This is a genomic window from Compostibacter hankyongensis, assembly GCF_039541075.1.
In the GTDB taxonomy this organism is placed as follows: domain Bacteria; phylum Bacteroidota; class Bacteroidia; order Chitinophagales; family Chitinophagaceae; genus Compostibacter; species Compostibacter hankyongensis.
Genome location: NZ_BAABFN010000001.1, coordinates 255,770 through 273,983, shown reverse-complemented (window position 1 = coordinate 273,983; position 18,214 = coordinate 255,770). Strand labels below are relative to the sequence as shown.

The 18,214-nt window shown below is 55.8% G+C and carries 11 protein-coding genes; 3 read left to right on the top strand and 8 right to left on the bottom strand.

Annotated features, from left to right (window positions below):
* Positions 1-10 precede the first annotated feature (10 nt).
* The 4 genes from ABD851_RS01055 to ABD851_RS01040 form a co-directional block, all read right to left on the bottom strand.
* Positions 11-1,777, bottom strand: a complete 1,767-nt coding sequence (locus ABD851_RS01055) for a RagB/SusD family nutrient uptake outer membrane protein (RefSeq protein ID WP_344973925.1) — start codon at positions 1,775-1,777, stop codon at positions 11-13.
* Between the two features lie 19 nt (positions 1,778-1,796).
* Positions 1,797-4,832, bottom strand: coding sequence for a SusC/RagA family TonB-linked outer membrane protein (locus ABD851_RS01050; protein WP_344973922.1), 3,036 nt, complete (start codon positions 4,830-4,832; stop codon positions 1,797-1,799).
* A gap of 96 nt (positions 4,833-4,928) precedes the next feature.
* Positions 4,929-6,722: a RagB/SusD family nutrient uptake outer membrane protein gene (locus ABD851_RS01045; protein ID WP_344973918.1), complete on the bottom strand. Its 1,794-nt coding sequence runs from the start codon at positions 6,720-6,722 to the stop codon at positions 4,929-4,931.
* A gap of 10 nt (positions 6,723-6,732) precedes the next feature.
* Positions 6,733-10,083 (bottom strand): SusC/RagA family TonB-linked outer membrane protein, encoded by a 3,351-nt coding sequence (locus ABD851_RS01040; RefSeq protein ID WP_344973914.1) that lies wholly within the window; start codon positions 10,081-10,083, stop codon positions 6,733-6,735.
* 819 nt (positions 10,084-10,902) lie between these two features.
* On the opposite strand from ABD851_RS01040, the gene ABD851_RS01035 reads away from it, so the two are divergent.
* Together ABD851_RS01035 and recA are read left to right on the top strand one after the other, a co-directional pair.
* Positions 10,903-11,580 carry a hypothetical protein gene (locus tag ABD851_RS01035; protein WP_344973911.1) on the top strand — a complete coding sequence of 226 codons (678 nt, stop codon included), beginning with the start codon at positions 10,903-10,905 and terminating at the stop codon, positions 11,578-11,580.
* Between the two features lie 132 nt (positions 11,581-11,712).
* Positions 11,713-12,714, top strand: a complete 1,002-nt coding sequence (gene recA, locus ABD851_RS01030) for a recombinase RecA (RefSeq protein ID WP_344973908.1) — start codon at positions 11,713-11,715, stop codon at positions 12,712-12,714.
* A gap of 81 nt (positions 12,715-12,795) precedes the next feature.
* Here the strand turns inward: recA and ABD851_RS01025 are convergent, their stop codons facing one another.
* The 3 genes from ABD851_RS01025 to ABD851_RS01015 all read right to left on the bottom strand — a co-directional run bounded on the left by ABD851_RS01025 (position 12,796) and on the right by ABD851_RS01015 (position 15,851).
* Positions 12,796-14,115, bottom strand: a complete 1,320-nt coding sequence (locus ABD851_RS01025) for a D-alanyl-D-alanine carboxypeptidase/D-alanyl-D-alanine-endopeptidase (RefSeq protein ID WP_344973904.1) — start codon at positions 14,113-14,115, stop codon at positions 12,796-12,798.
* Between the two features lie 43 nt (positions 14,116-14,158).
* Positions 14,159-15,286, bottom strand: a complete 1,128-nt coding sequence (locus tag ABD851_RS01020) for a formimidoylglutamase (RefSeq protein ID WP_344973901.1) — start codon at positions 15,284-15,286, stop codon at positions 14,159-14,161.
* A 316-nt stretch (positions 15,287-15,602) separates the two neighbouring features.
* Positions 15,603-15,851, bottom strand: a complete 249-nt coding sequence (locus tag ABD851_RS01015) for a hypothetical protein (protein WP_344973898.1) — start codon at positions 15,849-15,851, stop codon at positions 15,603-15,605.
* 336 nt (positions 15,852-16,187) lie between these two features.
* Here ABD851_RS01015 and ABD851_RS01010 point away from each other — a divergent pair, with 336 nt between their 5' ends.
* Positions 16,188-17,282, top strand: coding sequence for a glycosyltransferase (locus ABD851_RS01010; protein WP_344973895.1), 1,095 nt, complete (start codon positions 16,188-16,190; stop codon positions 17,280-17,282).
* A 7-nt stretch (positions 17,283-17,289) separates the two neighbouring features.
* Here ABD851_RS01010 and ABD851_RS01005 read toward each other — a convergent pair whose 3' ends face one another.
* Positions 17,290-18,210, bottom strand: coding sequence for a BPSS1187 family protein (locus ABD851_RS01005; protein WP_344973892.1), 921 nt, complete (start codon positions 18,208-18,210; stop codon positions 17,290-17,292).
* Positions 18,211-18,214 lie beyond the last annotated feature (4 nt).

Here is an 18,214-nt window from a genome sequence, read left to right as displayed (position 1 = left end):
TTTACAGACGCTACCATCCTTTGTTCTGGGTGAGGTGGAATTTCACGATCTCCTTATCCGGAACCGGGCCGTAATGCATGTAGCTGTTATTATAATTGCGTTGTTCCACGGTAAAATACTGATAGTTCCCACCGGAAATCCTCACCCCTTTCACCGGCACGGTCAGGTCGGCTTTCCACCGGCGCAGATCCCAGAAGCGGAAGCCTTCAAAGCAAAGCTCGAGCCTCCGCTCATTACGGATCAGCGTCCTCATGTCCTCCTGCGTTGCGATGGAAGCGAGATAATTGTCCGGCTGCGCGATGCCGGCCCTTTTCCGTATGGCGGCGATGACGTCTTTGGCGGAGTAGGCGTGGCTTCCCCGGCCGTCGGGCCCCCAGGCTTCATTGGCCGCTTCCGCATAGTTCAGAAAGAGCTCGGTATAACGGATATGTGTATTGTAGTGCTTCTGGTCGGAGATGGAGATGGGATTGACGTTTACATCTTCCCGGAGCAGCTTTCTGAGATAGTAGCCCGTGCGGGTGCCGTTTTGAAGATTGTCGATGGCGTCGTCGCCGCTGCCGGCTGCCGTGCCGATGGTCTGCCCTTTCATCGTGCTGCCGTTGTATACGATGTATAACGACAGCCGCGGGTCCCTGTTGTCATAGGGTTTGGCCGGATCGTAGCCGGAACCCTGCGCATCAATGGGATAGCCGTTGGCCATGGGAAAAGCATCCACAAGATTCTGCGAAGGGTTGATCTCGCCGTTACCATACAGGGAAGGCGGAAAGTTATCCTGTTCCCGCTGGTGGTTATTGTAGATGGGTCTTCTCCAGAGGATCTCGCCGATATCCTTCTTATCCCCGCTGGTCAGGTTGGCATCGTCCACCTGCTGCTTGAGATAAAATCCGGCGCCTTGGGGATCCAGTCCGCCCACACCGCCGATATCGTCCAGCAGCCCGGCGGTATAATCGGCCGCGTCTTCCCACAGCCGGACATTGTTGCCCTCATTAAAGGCCGGGCTGGCCGCCAGCAGCGCCAGGCGGGCTTTTAGCGCCCGCGCGTGCCGTCCGCTGATCCTTTGCTGGGTGACATCGCCGAATACCGTGTTGTAATCCCCGATATCGGTTATGGTCCCGAAGCCGGGAGGCAGCTCGTTCAGATCGCTGAGATTGCCGTAGTCCGCCGAAAGAAACCGGAGCGAGGTATCGAGGTCCGCATAAGCGCTCTTTACCGATTCGGAAAAGCTGGCCCTCGGCTGGGAGAAATCCGCCTCGGAGCTGAGGAATTTATCGTAGATGGGAAATCCCAGCAACGCCCCCGATGCATCGTAACCGGCATGATTCCTCAGCAGGTAGTATTTGAACAATCCCCGCAGGGCGTAGGCTTCTCCTTTCAGCCGGCGGTTATACAGCTCGTTCAGCTGCGGATTTGTCCGCTTCCAGGTCACCGTATCCACAACATCCAGAAAGCGGTTGATGTATAAGATCGCCTTGTTGCAGTTGTCCCATACATTCTCGGGATTGGAGAGCGCCGACCATCCGCCGGTGGCCATCTTCATCAGATCGCTGAACTTGTCGTTGGTCACCGCGTCGTCCGTAGCCACCTCGTCGTATTTATAGTCGTTCGTCGGGATGAGGGTATAAGCCGTGATCAGCAGGCCTTCGGCAAAAGACGGATCGTCGTAAACGCGGTTGAACGTGCTGTGATCGTCATTGTTGGGTTCCAGTATCTTCTTACACCCCGCGGAGGATACGGTGAGGGCAAGGGCCAGAAGAACATATATCCTGTATACTTTCATATCCGGAGTTTGAAATGATTTAAAAGGACGCATTCAGACCGATCGAGAAGGTCCGGTAATTCGGCTCTGCCTTGTCGGTAAGGTTCCGTATTTTCCTGTTCCCGGAGAACTGCCAGATATTGGTCGCATCCACAAACAGATCCAGGTTTTCCATCAGGAGGGCCGACCTCACGGCCCGGGGCATGGCGTAGGTGACCTGGATCCGCCGTATCTGGAAATAGGTATCGCTGTACATCCAGTAGCTGGAAGTACGGAAGTTGTTGTCGTTCGTCTGGGAGCTCAGCCGGGGATAAGTAGCGGTATTCTTTGTTTCGGGCGTCCAGCTGCCCAGCACCACTTCCGAATACTTTTTGTTTCCGTCCACCCAGTAGTAGTCGCTGCTCCGGAAGCCGACGGATCCGGAGCTGCCTTCGCCCAGCACATAGAGGGTAAGACTTTTATAGCCCACCCTCACCTGAAGGCCGCCGGAGAAGGGCGCCTGGTAACGGCCCAGGTAAACCTGATCGTTATCGTCTATCACGCCGTCCCCGTTCTGATCTTTGTATTTGATATCCCCCGGCTTTACCGCCCCGAAGGACTGTACGGGACTGTTGTCGATATCTGCCTGATCCGCAAACAACCCGATCGCCTTCAGACCGAAGTTGGCATCCGCCGGCCGGCCTTTCCTGTACTGGTAGGCATCGTTGTAGATCTCATCCACCTTGGTCCTTTTGGAATCCGTGTAAAGCAGATTGATCCCCGCATCGATCGACCAGTTTTCCGACGTCCTGTGCAAACCGAGCCCGACTTCAGCCCCTTTGTAGGCGTTGGCCCCGAAATTCTCATACGGTATAAAATCGGTATAAAAGCCGGGATATTCCGTGCCGGGCCGCGTAACGAGCTTGTCGTATACATCGTAGAATACGTTCACCTCGGCCGACAGCAGGTGGTTAAAGAAAGAACCGTCGACCCCCAGGTTGATCTCGTTCCGCCGGCTGAAATTCAGGTTCGGATTATCGCCCCAGCTGGGCTTTACGCCCGACCGGCTTCTTCCGCCTTCGTACCAGTTATAGCTGCCGGAGGTTCCGTACCGGTTGTCATAATAGAAAAAGCCATTTATCAGGAAATCCGTCTTCAGCATTCCCGCGGATAATTTCAGCTTCAGGTAGTCGATATTTTTTGCCGAGGACATAAAATTTTCGGAGCTGATGAGCCAGCCCAGCCCGATGGTGGGGGAAAATCCGCCCCGGTGTCCCTCCGCCAGCTTTACGGAGTTGACATAGGCGCCGCTGAAATCCACCATATACTTTTTGTTGTACACATAGCCCAGCTGCAGACCGGCATGGGCCTGCTTCAGTCCCTGGAAATCTCCCTGCTGCTTATAATTGTTCAGATAACCCAGCAATGAGCCCGTGAGATGGTGCACGCCGCCGAAAGTCCTGTCGTAGCTGAACAGGCCGTAAGCCCCGAACCTTCTTTCAAAATAGGTATTGGCGATGGACTGTGTTCCCGGCCGGGAGTCTTTTCCGTATTGCTTCAAAGCGATGATGGAATCCTGATCTTCCGACCATACCGGCTCATATACCGAATACTGGTTCTCCACCGCCTGGTCATACCGGGCATAATAGTCAAAGCTGATGTTGGTATGAAAGGACAATCCCTTCGTCAGCTTTTCCAGGTCCACGTCGATCTGGTTGTTGAAGGAGAAGGTACGTTCCACCCGCTCGTTAACGCCGCCCGAATACCCGTCGCCGAAGGGCGTTTCCGTATGATTGGAGTTGCCGCCCAGCAGATAGGTGCCGCCCACATCATTCTTTCTGCCCAGCAACAGCTGGTCGCCCGGAGATATCAGCGCAATGGGCAGGAGCGGGGTATATTCGTAGGGCCGTATCTCGGCCGCATCGCTCCAGTAATCACCGCGGGGACCTTTATTATCCACAAAGAAGCCGGCCACGTTCACAGCGGTCTTGATCCAGTCGTTCACCTTCAGGTCCACATTTCCGCGAACGTTGAACTTGTTATTCCTGGCTTTTGCGCCTTCGCCGAAGTTCAGCAGGCTCCCGGCCGAATTCCATCCGAGGTCGGCATAATAGCGGGCCTGGTCGTTCCCTCCGGAAAACTCTCCGTTCAGATCAAAATAGTTTTTGACCGACCTTAAATATTCATCGGAATAGTAGTCCACATCCGGGTAGCGGTACCGGTTTCCGTCGCGGTAATGCGCTATGGTCTCTTCGCTGAATTGATCCGAAAGGCCGTCGTTCTGTCTGGCCCGGTTGAAGTAGGTCATGTAGTCCGCGGAGTTCAGATACCTGGGAAGCTCCCTCGGCGCAGATATGCCGTAATTGAGAGAAAAATTGGATTCTTTTTTAAAGGCCTCGCCCCTCTTGGTTTTGATGGAGACGATACCGTTCACCGCATCGCTGCCATAAAGAACGGCCGAATTCACATCCCGCAGCACGGTAATGCTTTCGATCTCCGATAACCGGAGCGTGGTGATGTCGCGCGGCAGGCCGTCGACCAGGTAAACAACCGTACCGGTGCCGGTGCCCGTCAGGTCCTCGATGTCGATGCCCCGGCCGATGCCGCGGATACGGTCGGCGCCCAGCATGCCCAGCAGCCGGCCACCTCCAAGCACATCCCGGGCCCAGATGGTATGATCGTACTTCCCGATCTTACGGGCATCTATGGTGGTGATGGCGCCGACAAGATCGCCCTTTGCCACCTCCCGGAAAGCGGCCGGCAGCTTTGCCTTTTCACCATACAGCCCATCTTCCTTTTTCAGCGTAAGGGCGCCCCCCGTTTCAAAGGTTTCCGCGGGGGCGGAATAAGTACCGAAGCCGGGCGCATCCACCACGATCTTATCGGAAGGGTCCGCCGAGATGGTAAACTTTCCGTTCGCATCGGTCCTGGCCCGCGCATCGCCGCTGAAGACCTCTGCATCGGCGACGGGCCGGCCTTCCTCGTCTTTAACGGCCATGGTTATATGCAGCTTTTGCTGCTGGGCTGCGGCACGGTAAGCGATAGCCGGAACCGCCACGGCCAGGAGGAACCCTATTAGAATGTATCTGTTTTTCATCCGTTGATATTTTGTTTTTATTTCACCCAACGCTTCCTGCTTCAGGGACAGGATGCCGCCGGATCTGCAACGCAGCCTTCGGATCAGGCCCGAGCATCACCAGCCGGGGTTTTGGGGAAATCCCTGATAGAGATTGATGAACTTAACCGGTATGGGCAGCCAGTTGTGCTTCTTTCCGACCACTCTTTTTACCAGCACCCGTTCCTTGATGTTTACCGGCTTCCCGTTTGGCCCCCGGTCAAAATCGAGCGCCGTCTTGTTCAGGTATCTCGGGTCTCCGTTCCTGTTCCAGCGTCTCAGGTCCAGGAACCTGGATCCTTCAAAGGCCAGCTCCACAGCCCTTTCCCTTACCAGCTCTTCGAAGAACAAACCTTTATCTGAAGCATACTTCACATCGAGGTCCGGCAGCTGGGCCCGGTTCCTTACCACGTTCAGGGCCTGCACGGCCGTCATGGCATAATTCCCCGAGGTGCTTTGCGGGGATCCTCCCTTGGAAGCGTACAATACCGACTCGGCATACATCAGGTAGATATCTGCCAGCCGGAGATAGGGCACATAAGCCTGCAATCCGTTTGCCTTTGAAACCGTAAAGTCGGGGCCCAGCGGAGAATACCTTTTGGCATAATAGCCCGTTACGCTCGGCGGGTTGATCTGCGAGCGATGGCGGCCGCCGTTGTATAGCTGGGCATATTCGTCGGCGCAGGAGCAGTCGAATATCTTATCCCCGTCTACGACGATGTCCTTATAAAACCGGGGTTCTCTTCCCGTCCAGGGATCTTTCGGGTCATATCCGGAGTTGGGGTCGTCAATGGGCAGTCCGTTGGCCATCGCATAATTCTTGATGAAGTTGTTGGTAGGCACATCGGCGGCGGATCCGCTGTTCAGGCCGAGGGAAGAGGGTACGGTACCGCCCAGGGTAGACCATCTTACCCGGCTTCTGTCATAGATGGTCGGCTGCATGATCACTTCGGTGCCGCCGGGACGCTCGTTGTTCCAGCGCCAGAAATTATCGGTCCAGCTGTCCCAGGACTGCATCCGGTATACACCCGTTTTGTCTGCCAGGTCCAGCAGCTGTCCGAAGGCTTCGGCCGCCTGCTGGCAGAGCTCAGGGTCGTAGGCATTCTTACCGGTGGCCTCTTCATTCATCATGGGGCTGGCGCCGAACAGCAAGGCTTTCCCGAGGTATCCCAATGCGAAGAACTTGTTGATCCTTCCCCGGTTTTGTCCGAGAGTGGCCTGGCCGGGCGCCGTTTTATCCCAGTCGTCCGGCAGAAGTTCGGCCGCCTCCCTGAAGTCCTCCGCCATCTTTTTGGCGGTTTCCTGGAAGCTGAGCCTGTTGAATTCCTCCGTCACCAGACTTTCGGTAGGATTCAATACCCGGGTAATGTAAGGCATGCCTCCCCAGTACTGGGCGATCTGGAAATAGAACCAGCCCCGGAAGAACAGGGCCTGGCCCTTGATCAGCTTCTTTTCTTCTTCCGATCCCTGGAACAGGCCTTCCTGATCGATTTTCTCCAGGGCTTCGTTGGCCTTGCGTATGGCGTACCAGGCATATTCCCATACCCTCCGGTTCCTGGAGTTATTATCCGTAGGGGTAGGGTTTACACCGTAAAAATAGCTGGCGCTTCCCCAATAATCGCCGTTGTCAAAGGCGTAAGGATAATTGTTCAGCGTTTCATCGGCAAACAGGTACTGGTTCCATGCACCGCCTTTATTGGGATCCATGATGCACTCATACATTTCCTCTATGAAACCCTGGAAGCTGATGAAGTTGCCGAATACTTCCTTCTCGTTGATATCGGCCTCGGGCGACTTGTCCAGATATTTTTCACAGGAAGCCGAAAACAACAGCGTTGTCGCTATGGCGAGACGGATGATAGTTTTTTTCATCTTTTCGGTTTTAGAAAGTCAGGTCAATGCCGAGGTTAATCCGTTTAACGGTGGGATAGGCTCCCTGGGTGGCGCTCCCCCCGCTATAGGTGGTTTCCCGGTCGTCCGGCAGATCAGACCAGAAAAACAGATCGTTGCCGTTCAGGTAAAGCCGCAGGTTGGAGAATCCTACTCTTTTCAGCCATGATGTTTTGCTGTCAAAGGTGTAGGCGATCTCGGCCGTCTTTAACCGCAGATAGGAGGCATCGTACAGGTAATAATCGCCGATGTTGTTGGCCTGCGTTTTCCATCTGGGCAGCACGCCCCCGGCGCCGGGGTTGCTCTTGGACCAGAAGTTGCCGTCGCCATACAGGATGTCGGTATAATTCTGAAAATTCTGGAAGGCGATGATACGGCTGGCATTGTTTACACCATAGAACTGCAGCATTACGCTGAGCCCCTTGTATTCGGCCCCCACGGAAACGGAGCCGGTATTCTGCGGCACCTCCGAGTAGCCGTCCGGAATGATGTCGTCGCTGCTTTTGATCATGCCGTCCGCATTCAGGTCGATCATGTCATAGTAGCCCGGCAGCTTCTGCGCGTCATTGCTTTCGGTCGGCACGCTGGCATATACATCGTCCCAGTTCTGATAGATCTCCGTTCTGACCAGGCTGCGCTGCTGCCCGATGGGATATCCGGCGGCCTTCAGATAATCGTATTCGAGAGGAGGATCGTCCTTGAAGATGACCTTATTCTGGTTATGGCTGAGGGAGAGGCTGGCCCATATGCTGAGATCGGCGTTTAACGCTTTATTGAGACCCAGCTCTATTTCATAGCCTTTGGACTTTACATGGCCCAGGTTGGCGCTCGGCGGCGTAGCGCCGAAAAAGGGCGGTACGCTTCTGCTGCTGCCCGAGAGGAGGATATCGGTGCGGTCTTCGGTAAAGTAATCGAAGTTGACCGAGATCAGGTTCTGGAACATGCCCAGCTCGACCCCCAGGTCTTTCTTCAAGGCGGTCTCCCAGTGGATGTCCGGATTCCCGATAACGGAGGTCCGGTAATTCGTATAGGGACTGCTGGCGTCCGTTGCTTCTCCCAGCCTCGCATTTCCGCCGTAGGAGAAAGAAGTGGTATATAGCCAGCGCCCGCCGCCCACATCGTCGTTCCCGACCTCACCCATGCTGTAGCGGATCTTCAGCCGGTCCATCCAGTCCACTTTGAAGAACGGCTCATTGGAGATATTCCAGCCGAGGGCCACGGAGGGGAAGAAATGAAACCTGTACCCCGGCCCGAACTGCTCGGAGCCGTTGTAAGCGCCGTTTACTTCCAGCAGATACCGGGCGGCATAGTCGTACGTAGCCCTGAAGGCCCAGTCCTCCCGGTAGCTCTTGAACATGCTTCCCCGCGCATATTGCTCCCGCTTGAAGATGCCCATGGCGGTCACGTTGTGCACGTTATTAAAAAGCCTGGCGTAGTTGAGCTGCGCCTGATAGGTCAGCTGCCGGAAGACGGGGATATAGGACGACCAGTTGGAGGAAGCGATGGCTTCCTGGCGAACGCTCCAGGGGCGCAGTATCCAGTCGTACTCTTCATCGCTGACCGGCAGTATGACCATGTATTCGCTGGGGTCCTGGTCAGGTCCTTCGTAGAGCTCCGGATAGATCTGCACATATTCTACATTCGTCGAGGCTTCGCCGGGCCGCACGTGGTTGGTGACGTCGTATATACCTCCTTCCGAACGCAGGCTGTTATCGGAGGAAAACAGCACCCGGGCATTTAGTCCTTTTGTGATAAAGCCGAGATCCTGCTCGAGGGTAAAATCGGAGTTGAGCTGGGTGGTGCGGGTCTGCCGGATACCGATATTATAGACTACGGCGGCAGGATTGGCGGTGTTGTTCCCGCCTTCCTGATTCGCCCCCCAGCGACCGTCGGGGTATACCGGCAGAAACAGGTCGGGCGCCAGGCCGTAGGTGGCTTTCCACATCCATTGATCGGCCCTGCTGGTACTGCCCTCGTTGTTGTAGTTGGTGTTCTTCTGGCTGTAAAAGCCGGAGAGGTTCACCATCAGCTTGGTAGTGCGGGTGAGTTGTATGTCGATATTGCTCCTGAAGTTAAACCGATCGAAATTGTAATCGGGGCTGTATCCTTTCCCGTTGTCGTATCGCCGGAACATATCCCCCTCATGCAGATAGGCCAGCGAGCCGAAGTACTGGAGCGTTTTGCTGCCGCCCTGTGCGCTCAGGGTAGCTTTATGGGAGAATCCCAGATCTTTATACATCGCATCCTTCCAGTCCACATTGGGATAAATTACGGCATATTCATCGGTCTGTGGTTTCTTGTACCGGGTAATGATGTCGTAAGGCATATAATCATTCCAGGAAGCTTCGTTGATGACCCCTTCGCGTTCAATCATCTCATCCTTGGCCATGAGCGCCGCATAGGAATCCAGCGTACGGGGCTGGCGGGAGAGCATCTTTCCGGTACCTACATAATCGAAGTGCAGCTGCGCCTTACCCACCTTTCCCCGTTTGGTGGTGATCAGGATGACCCCGTTGGCGCCTTCCACCCCGAAGACGGCGGTGGCCGAGGCGTCCTTCAGCACCGATACGCTCGCCACATCATTTACATCGATATTGTTCATATCCCTTTTGATGCCGTCGACGAGGATCAGCGGCTGGCTGCCGTTCCAGGTGGTCTGCCCGCGGATGAAAAGATTGGTCGCGCTTTCTCCGGTAAGCACGCCTCCCGGCTCGCCGGAAGAGGTAAGCCCGACGAGCCCCGGCACCTGCGCCGCCAGCGCTTCCCGGAGGTCGGGAACATTTCCTGCACGTTTGAGCTGCTGTTCGGTAACCTGGGCCACTGCGCCCACCATGCTTTCCTTCTTCTGGATACCATAGCCCACGGCCACCACTTCACCGAGCTGCACGGCCCCTTTTCCGAGGATGACGTTTACGTTCGTCTTGTTTCCGACAGTTACCTCCTTGACGCCCATGCCCAGATAAGTGAAGATGAGGGTAGCATTTTCGGGAACTTTCAGGGTGAACTTTCCGTCGCCGTCGGTGACCGTCCCGGCAGAAGTGCCCTTGACGCGGACGGTCACACCGGGAAGGGGCGCGCCGGTTTCGTCAGTAACGGTGCCTTGTATTTCATGATCATCCCGAACCGTTCTTTTGCCGGAAGTTTCCGGGAGGGAGGATCCTTTAAGCCATTCATGAGCGGTATATCCGCTCAGATGGCCGGGGGCATGGCCTTCTTTATGACTGCTTTCATGAAGCCTGTCCCGGGAGTCTGCATGTAGGGCCGGCAACGGGCCTGCCGGGGCGCCTGCATGGGCGGAAACCTGAAGGCAGATGATAAAGAAAAGCGTAAACGTTGTTCGCATGTCCTGTATCCGTTTCGGATACGATCTGCCGCCCGGCGGCAGATTTAGCGGTAAAAATCTTTTCATGGGTGGAGTATTTTGTTTGCATGGGCGCGTGACGCCGCATTTTACCTTCGGGGAGTATGAGACCTTTTGCCTTTTTCACAGGTACCTCTCCGTATAGCGGAGTCTGGCTCCCGCATGGAACCTGCCTGTCCGGTTTCACGGGCTTGTCCTGACCCGGCTTGATAAAACCGCAGGGGCAGGCAGCAGGAAAACGCTTCCCCGGACCGCGGACGCAGCTCCGCCGATACCCTGTTCGGGCAGAAAAAGGCCGGTCATACCCCGGCGATTAAACGGAAAAGATTATGATGTCTCCGCCTGTGTCCATGACGCGGACGCCGCGCAGGGAGCTACTTCCCGGAAAGAACCATCGCCCGGAGAACGACCTGCGGCCGTCCGGTGGATAGCGCCGGAAGGGGGAGAAAATGGGATTGTTTGAAAAAGAAACGCCGCGGGTGGTCCCGTGTTCGTATGCGTTTCAGGAGAGGGAAGGATGGAGTAAGAAAGCATAACGATATTTTTGGTTAATGTCAGAACATAGGCTTTAATGGATACTACATACGGAAACTTTTTAAGGATGCTGCCGGTGATACGGTTTCTGCCGGCGGTCGGATTCGGAAATTCCTTCAGGATTCATGCGGCAAGCAATCGTTTGCATAAAGATAATTATCCTGAATAAAAATCCAAAACTTTTTTCTCCCGGTATATTTCGCCCCGGGCGCGCGTTTCCCCGGGAATTGCTAACTTAGCTCCCCTTTCATGTATCAAAAACCATTCGTGACGGAAGAATCTCATATGGGGCCGGAGGAGGCAACCCGGCAGATGCCGGCTTTTTCACCCGTGTTACGCGCTGCAGCTCATTTTTTTACCGTTGTCTTTCATCCGGTATTCATGCCCCTCTACGGGACGTTGCTGATCGTATGGGCCTATCCCTATCATTTTGCTGCTTTTACGGGCTTCTTCCGCTTTCGTGTATTGGGCGCCGTTATACTCAATACCATTCTTTTTCCCTGCATAACCGCCTTATTGCTCAAGGCGCTGGGATTCATCCAGTCTGTTTATATGCGCACCCAGCGGGACCGGATCATCCCGTATGCCGCCACCATGATCTTCTATTTCTGGATCTTTTATGTCTTCCGTCATCAGAAAGATATTCCGCAGGAGCTCACCGCTTTTATGCTGGGCAATTTTATCGCCATCATCATTGCCTTTCTCTGTAACATCTTTATGAAGATAAGCATGCACCTGCTGGGGGCAGGGGGATTGCTGGGTATGGGCTTTACCCTCCTCAGCGCGCCCTATTTCTCCGCGGCGCCCCTGCTGATGGCGCTTATCCTGCTGGCGGGCGTACTGGGTACCTGCCGGCTCCTGCTGGGAGCGCATTCTCCGCGGGAGCTCTACTGGGGCCTGATGGCGGGCATCGTAGCCCAGCTGATGGCCGTCTGGATAATTTGACCGGGGCGCTGCGCAATTAGATTGCCTTCTCACATCCTACATTCGTATATCGGTATAAAATTTTTGCTATTGATTTTAGCAATTTTCTTATATTTACTAAAATTTTTAGTTTTTTATCCTAAAACAACTATTATGGCAAATGAAACTTCCGAAAAGCTGAAAGCCCTCCGGCTTACCATGGATAAGATCGACAAAGACTTTGGCAAAGGATCCGTAATGATGATGAACGAACGGGGCGAGCGCCAGCTGGAAACGATCTCTACCGGTTCCCTGGGGCTGGATGTAGCGCTTGGCGTGGGCGGGCTGCCCCGCGGGCGGGTCATCGAGATCTACGGGCCGGAATCTTCCGGTAAGACCACCATCGCCATCCACGTCATCGCCGAGGCCCAGAAGAAGGGCGGGATGTGCGCCATTATTGATGCCGAGCATGCCTTTGATTCCAACTATGCCCAGAAGCTGGGCGTAGATGTGGAGCACCTGCTCATTTCCCAGCCCGACTATGGAGAACAGGCCCTGGAGATCGCCGACCGGCTGATCCTGTCCGGCGCGCTGGACGTGGTGGTGATCGACTCGGTAGCCGCCCTGGTCCCGAAAGGGGAGCTGGAAGGCGAGATGGGCGACAGCAAGATGGGGCTTCAGGCCCGGCTGATGTCGCAGGCGCTGCGCAAGCTGACGGCCACCATCAGCAAGACCAACTCCTGCTGTATCTTCATCAACCAGCTGCGCGAAAAGATCGGGGTCATGTTTGGCAACCCTGAAACCACCACCGGCGGGAACGCCCTTAAGTTTTACGCTTCCGTACGCCTGGACATCCGGCGGATGGCCCAGATCAAAGACGGGGAAGGCGCCATCGGGAACCGGGTGAAGGTAAAGGTAGTGAAAAACAAGGTGGCCCCTCCCTTCCGTCTGGCGGAGTTCGATATCATCTTCGGCGAAGGCATTTCCAAGGGCGGCGAGATCGTGGACATGGGGGTAGACTTCGGCATACTCCAGAAAAGCGGTTCCTGGTTCAGCTATGAAGGCAACAAGCTGGGGCAGGGTCGCGACGCCATCAAACAGCTGATGCGGGACAACCCCGAGCTGGCCGCCGAGGTGGAGGCCAAGATCAAGGCCAAGATCGCGGAAGGAAGCTAAGCGGCGCCCCGTAGCGTCCGACGGTCCATAGCGCTGCATCTGCAGGGCTCCGGGACGCCCATAACATGAGCCCGGCGCCCCTTAATAATTGCGGTATACTTCCCGCAGAAAGCGCTCCATCGCCAGCCGCACCGTTGCGGCAGGACAGATATAGTGATTAACCATCAGGCTGAAGATCAGCGTGCGCCCGCTGCGGGTGATCAGGTAACCGCTCAACGCAGAATTATTGCTCAGGCTGCCGGTCTTGGCAAAGATGGCGCCTTCCATATCCCGGTAAAGATGGGAAAGCGTTCCCTTTCCGCCGGTGGGAAAGATACCATACAGCCGCTCATGGGGAAATTCGCGGTAAAGCCGGTTCAGCACAAAGACCATGTCGCGCGGCGTGAACAGGTTAAAACGGGATAAACCCGAGCCGTCCACCCAGCGTGCTTCCTGGGGAAGGCCTTTCAGCCCGTGCTCCAGCATATAGCCGATCATTTTATGGGTGTCGATGCGGTTGAAGACCTGCATGGAGCACATCTGCAATACCTGCTCGGCGAAAAAGTTATCGCTGTGATACATCATGTCCCGGTACAGGCTGTCGGAAGGGATGTTCTTCACCGCTTTCCACCCGGTCGCCGGGAGGGAGTTGCCTGCACGGGCATCGTACAGCACGCCCCGGTGCAGGGTGTCTTCGAGCAGCATGGCGCTGACCCTTCCCCCGTCTGTTACAAAGGGCACCTCCTGCGCCTCCTCGTCGTCCCGCACGCGTACGCGGTGATCAAAGATATTGGTGGCCCGGTCCCGCTGCACGAAGAAGTGTACAGGATGGAGACTTTCATCCGCCTCCGTGCGGAGGTCCGGTTCAAAATAGGACGGCATTACCTGCAGCCTGTAATTGCGGACGGTAAACCGGGCGACATTTCCGTAGAGGGGCATGGCTGACCGCTCCGGCTGGTATTCTTCGTTATAATCATCCCAACCCCAGCCCGGTCCGTAGATTTCGTTATCATACCCCGGATTGGTGAACACCAGGGGCAGCGTAACGCCGTTCAGGAACTCCGGCACACGTTGTTCCTCAAAATGGGGATGCAGCACAGACGGGTCGCCCGTACCCCGGATATAAAGCGTATCCCTGCTTTGCTGATACTGGATGCCGGTGGTAGAATCGCCCAGCGTGCTCAGCCCGGCATACAGGGTATAGATCTTCGTATTGGAAGCAGGGGTAAAGTATTTATCATCATCATGCCCGTAAAGATATTTACCGGTAGCCGGCTCATAGATGCAGATGCCGGCATATCCCCTGTTCAGACCCGGTGCATTGATGAGGGTCTGCTCCGCAAGCCGGGCCAGGGAGGTCTGCGCCCGCAGTACATGCAGGGGCAGCGTAAAGGTGACCAGCAACAGGAGGATATAACGCATATCGCCATAAAATTAAAACACGGAAGCCTCGCCGCCCCGCGGGTCAGGACAACCGCTCCTGCGCCCGCAGCCAGCGTTCGGGTATCTCGTTGTTGCAGGCGGCGAGATAATCGCTGTAGGCACAGGGTATGTATTGGCCCCCGGGCAGCTGCATCCACCAGCGTCCCGTTTTTTTACTTTTTATAAAGGTGGTGGCTACGTCCGTAAAGGTGACATAAAATTCGAGGAAGGCCGTTTTTTCTTCAAGCGGCGCCTCGCGGTTGTGCACCGACTTTCCGTCTATAAAATACCAGATCATCTGGGCGATCTGGAGGGCGGTATCCCCGCCGGGGTCCCGGAGCGGGTTGTAGCCATATATGCCGAAAGAGCTGAGCGAAAGGCTCATGCCCGCAAAGCGGGCCAGCATGCAGGCCTCATCACCGGAAAAGCCGTTGGGAGAAAGTCCTGCTGCCGGAGCCTCCGCACGCCGGATAGCACAGATATCAAAGCTCAGCATATCCGAATTCCGCAGCACCGGTTCTATCTCTTCCAGATTTTCCCGCGCCTTACCCAGGCGGTAGCAGTCGAACCGCAGCTTATCCAGCGTTTCCAGCATACGGGGATGTACAAAATAACTTTGGAAACCGATATGGTTGTAATGCCGCACATAATTGGGCTGCCCCGTAAGCATGTCCATCAGAAAAGCCGCAGAACGGGGATGCGGCGTTTCCTGCAGATCGATCAGGGCGTCTACCACCGTGGCCTCAACGATTTTCTTCCCGAGGACATAGGCCTGGTACTGGGCCGTGGTGAGGTCATGCGATCCGCCCAGGATGAGCACGGTTTTTCCCGCCGTGACGAGCGTATGCACCACGGTCTTCAGCGCCGCATAGGTATCCTGCAGCGTAGCACCCTGCCGGATATTCCCCAGATCGGCCAGCACGATACCCTCATGCCAGTGATAGAGACGGTACAGCTGCCGCCGGATTTCGTCAGGATAACCCGGATCCGCCGCAGTGCCGGCTCCCCGTTGTTCTCCCGTGCCTACCAGCACTACGGAGGCTGGTTCCCAGTCGGGAAACTGCGTATCGTGCAGCAGGACCTGACTGCCGATCTGAAAATCGTTATAGGTCTCGTCGTGATTTAACCGGGAAAGGCTCACCGGCAGCAGGAAATCCAGCAGGTCGGACATAGAAAATAATCTGTTGTGACTGATTACCGTTTCAGGTACGGCGCAAACCTACAGGAATTTCGCTAAACCGGCAACCGGTTTGAGGTTTCCGGTTCCGGAAGTCTAAGGTTTAAAGTTCAACGCCTAAAGTTGATTGGCTCGGAATGGAGCCTTGGGATGGTCTAAAAGTTTCTGATCCGCGATTTTCCGGTTTCCGGTTTGAGGTTTCCGGTTTGAGGGTCAGATCGGCTGCCGGGTTTTTCGTGACCGCGCTTCACGTCCTGGGAATGCGAGAGCGGCATACCGCAGCAGACGCAAATCCCGCGCTCAGGAGCGGCTAATTTTTGTGGAAAATAAACTGGAAGGGCTTTAGCTTTTTGCTCCGCAGGGCGCGGTCCAGGGGAAAAATCTTGCTGGTAATACGGTTGCGGTTTACCTCGATAAGCTCCACCACCCCGCGGGTGTAAGCCAGCGTTTCCACGCCGGTAAGCAGGTGTACGATCCGCAATACTTCCTTTTCGATATCTGCATTGCTGTAGCGGGTAGCGCCGGCTACAATCAGTAGGTCTCTTTCTGCTGTTTGCATGGCTTTCTCTTAAGGGTTAATGCATGCGGCCCCGGGGTATAGAAGGACACCCGCAGCCTTTTCCTTTCAGCACCTTACAACTTCCCAGCCCCAGTGTACCTAATAATAACAGGAACCACAACCATTTTGTTCTTCTGCCCATATCAGCGCTTTCGCCGGAAACCCTACCTCCATCGCTGCCGCGGCCTTCTTCCACCGGCCGGTATTCCGCAGGAGGGACCTGCCCTCCGGTGTCTGCCCATGGGAACGCGCGCCGTGTCCCGGTTTTCCGGATAACTATTTCTTAATAAAGTACAAAGTTAAATTAAACTAATTTCGTAAAAAAACGGCAACCTTTTGTCTTTTTCTTTTCCCCAACCCAAACGCATATTGGTAGCTCCGCTGGACTGGGGCCTGGGCCATGCCACGCGCTGCATCCCCATCATCCGCGAGCTGACCGCGCTGGGCTGCGAGGTGCTGATCGGCGCCGAAGGGAAGCATGCGGCCCTGCTGCAGCAGGAATTTCCCCGGCTTTCCATCCTGCCTCTGCCGGGCTACCGGATCACGTATGCCGACAAAGGCAGCGGCTTTGGCATTAAGATGCTCCGGCAGGTGCCTAAACTCGGCAAAGCCATCCGACGCGAGCGCCGCTGGCTGGAAGAGATGGTCATCGAATACAAGATCGACGCCGTGATCTCCGATAACCGCCTCGGGCTGTTCCACAAGCGGATACCCTGTGTGATCATGACCCACCAGCTGCTGGTAAAATCCCCCTTTCACCCCAGCACGGACCGCTGGCTGCAGCGTATCAATTATTTTTTTATCAACCGTTTCCGGGAATGCTGGGTGGTGGATTTCGAAGGGCCCGCCAATCTGGCCGGGATTCTATCCCACCCGAAACATATGCCCCGCCATGTCCGATATCTCGGAGCGCTTTCCCGTTTTGAATCCCTGCCGGGGATTGAAAAAAAATACGACCTGCTGGTACTGATCTCCGGACCGGAGCCCCAGCGTACCCATTTTGAGAAAAGCATTCTCCGGCAGCTGCCGCAGCTACCGCTGAAAGCGCTGGTCGTCAGCGGACAGCCCGGCAACACGTACGACCGGATGATCTCCGCAACGGTACGGCAGGTGAACCACCTGGACGCCGGCGCGCTCGCCGCCGCCATAGATGCGGCAGCGCTGGTGCTGACGCGATCGGGATATACTACCGTCATGGACCTGGTACGGATGCGGAAAAAGGCCGTGCTGGTACCCACCCCCGGCCAGACGGAACAGGTTTACCTGGGCGACTACCTGATGCAGAAAGGCTATTTCTACAGCGTGGCGCAGGAAGGCTTTGCACTGGAGCAGACCCTGCAAGCCTGCCGCAACTTCCGCTTCCAACCCCTGCCGGAAGCCGATATGGAACAGTATAAAGCCGTAGTGACGGAGTTTGTAAAATCGCTGTAAACAGCGATCAGCGTCTACCCCTTGCCGTTAGCATGTATTGCCATACCGGCACAAACACCGGGTTCAGGGTGGACCCGTGCGGATTCTTCGTAGGTATGTCCGTGATCAGGATGTGCTGCCGGCCGCGGACGGGACGGCCGGGCTGTACCGCCAGCGTGTCGGGGCGGCGGGTCTCCATCAGCCTGCTGCAATTGGCCAGCTGGTGGGTAACGTCGAAAGGATCTTTGCGGTGCAGGAAAGCAAAAAACCGGGAAGGAGGCGTGGCGCTGCTGCCGGACTGCCATCCTGCGGGCATATGATATGGGTTGAGATAATCCTGCGGACCGGAAAACATAAGTACCCGGTCCACGCGAAACCGCTTCCCCAGCCAGGCGGCATGACCTGCGCCCTGGGAATGGCCGGCGGTGATAATACGTTCCCAGCGGGGCTGCCCGTCCGGCCGGACGAATTCCTGCCATCCACCCTGCGGATCCTCTTTTGCGAGATAAGCCAACAGCTGCTGAAAACGGTGGAACAGGCTGTTTACCGTATCTACCTGTACCACTTCGCTGACCGGCGTACCCGTAACGATCTCTTCGCGGAAATGATCAAAACAACCGCTGTCCCTGCTGTTTGAGCAGGTGGTGGTGATCACATTATTCTTATAATCGAGGCTGACAACATGATAGCCCATGGCGGCAAAACAGCTGTCGAACGGCCGGATCCCCTCCGCCGACGCCCCGGTGCCGACGATCATCAGGATAAGCCGGTGCCGGGAGGACGTATGCGGGTCATACAGCGCGATGTGCGGACCGTGTACGGTTTCGATAGCCGCCCCGGTGGCCGGCGGGGACACCCTCAGCACCTTCACCTGGGAAAAAGCCGTGCCCGTAGTCAGCCAGAGCCCGGCCAGACATAACAGGGGATAAAAAAATCTGAAACGGATCATGCCG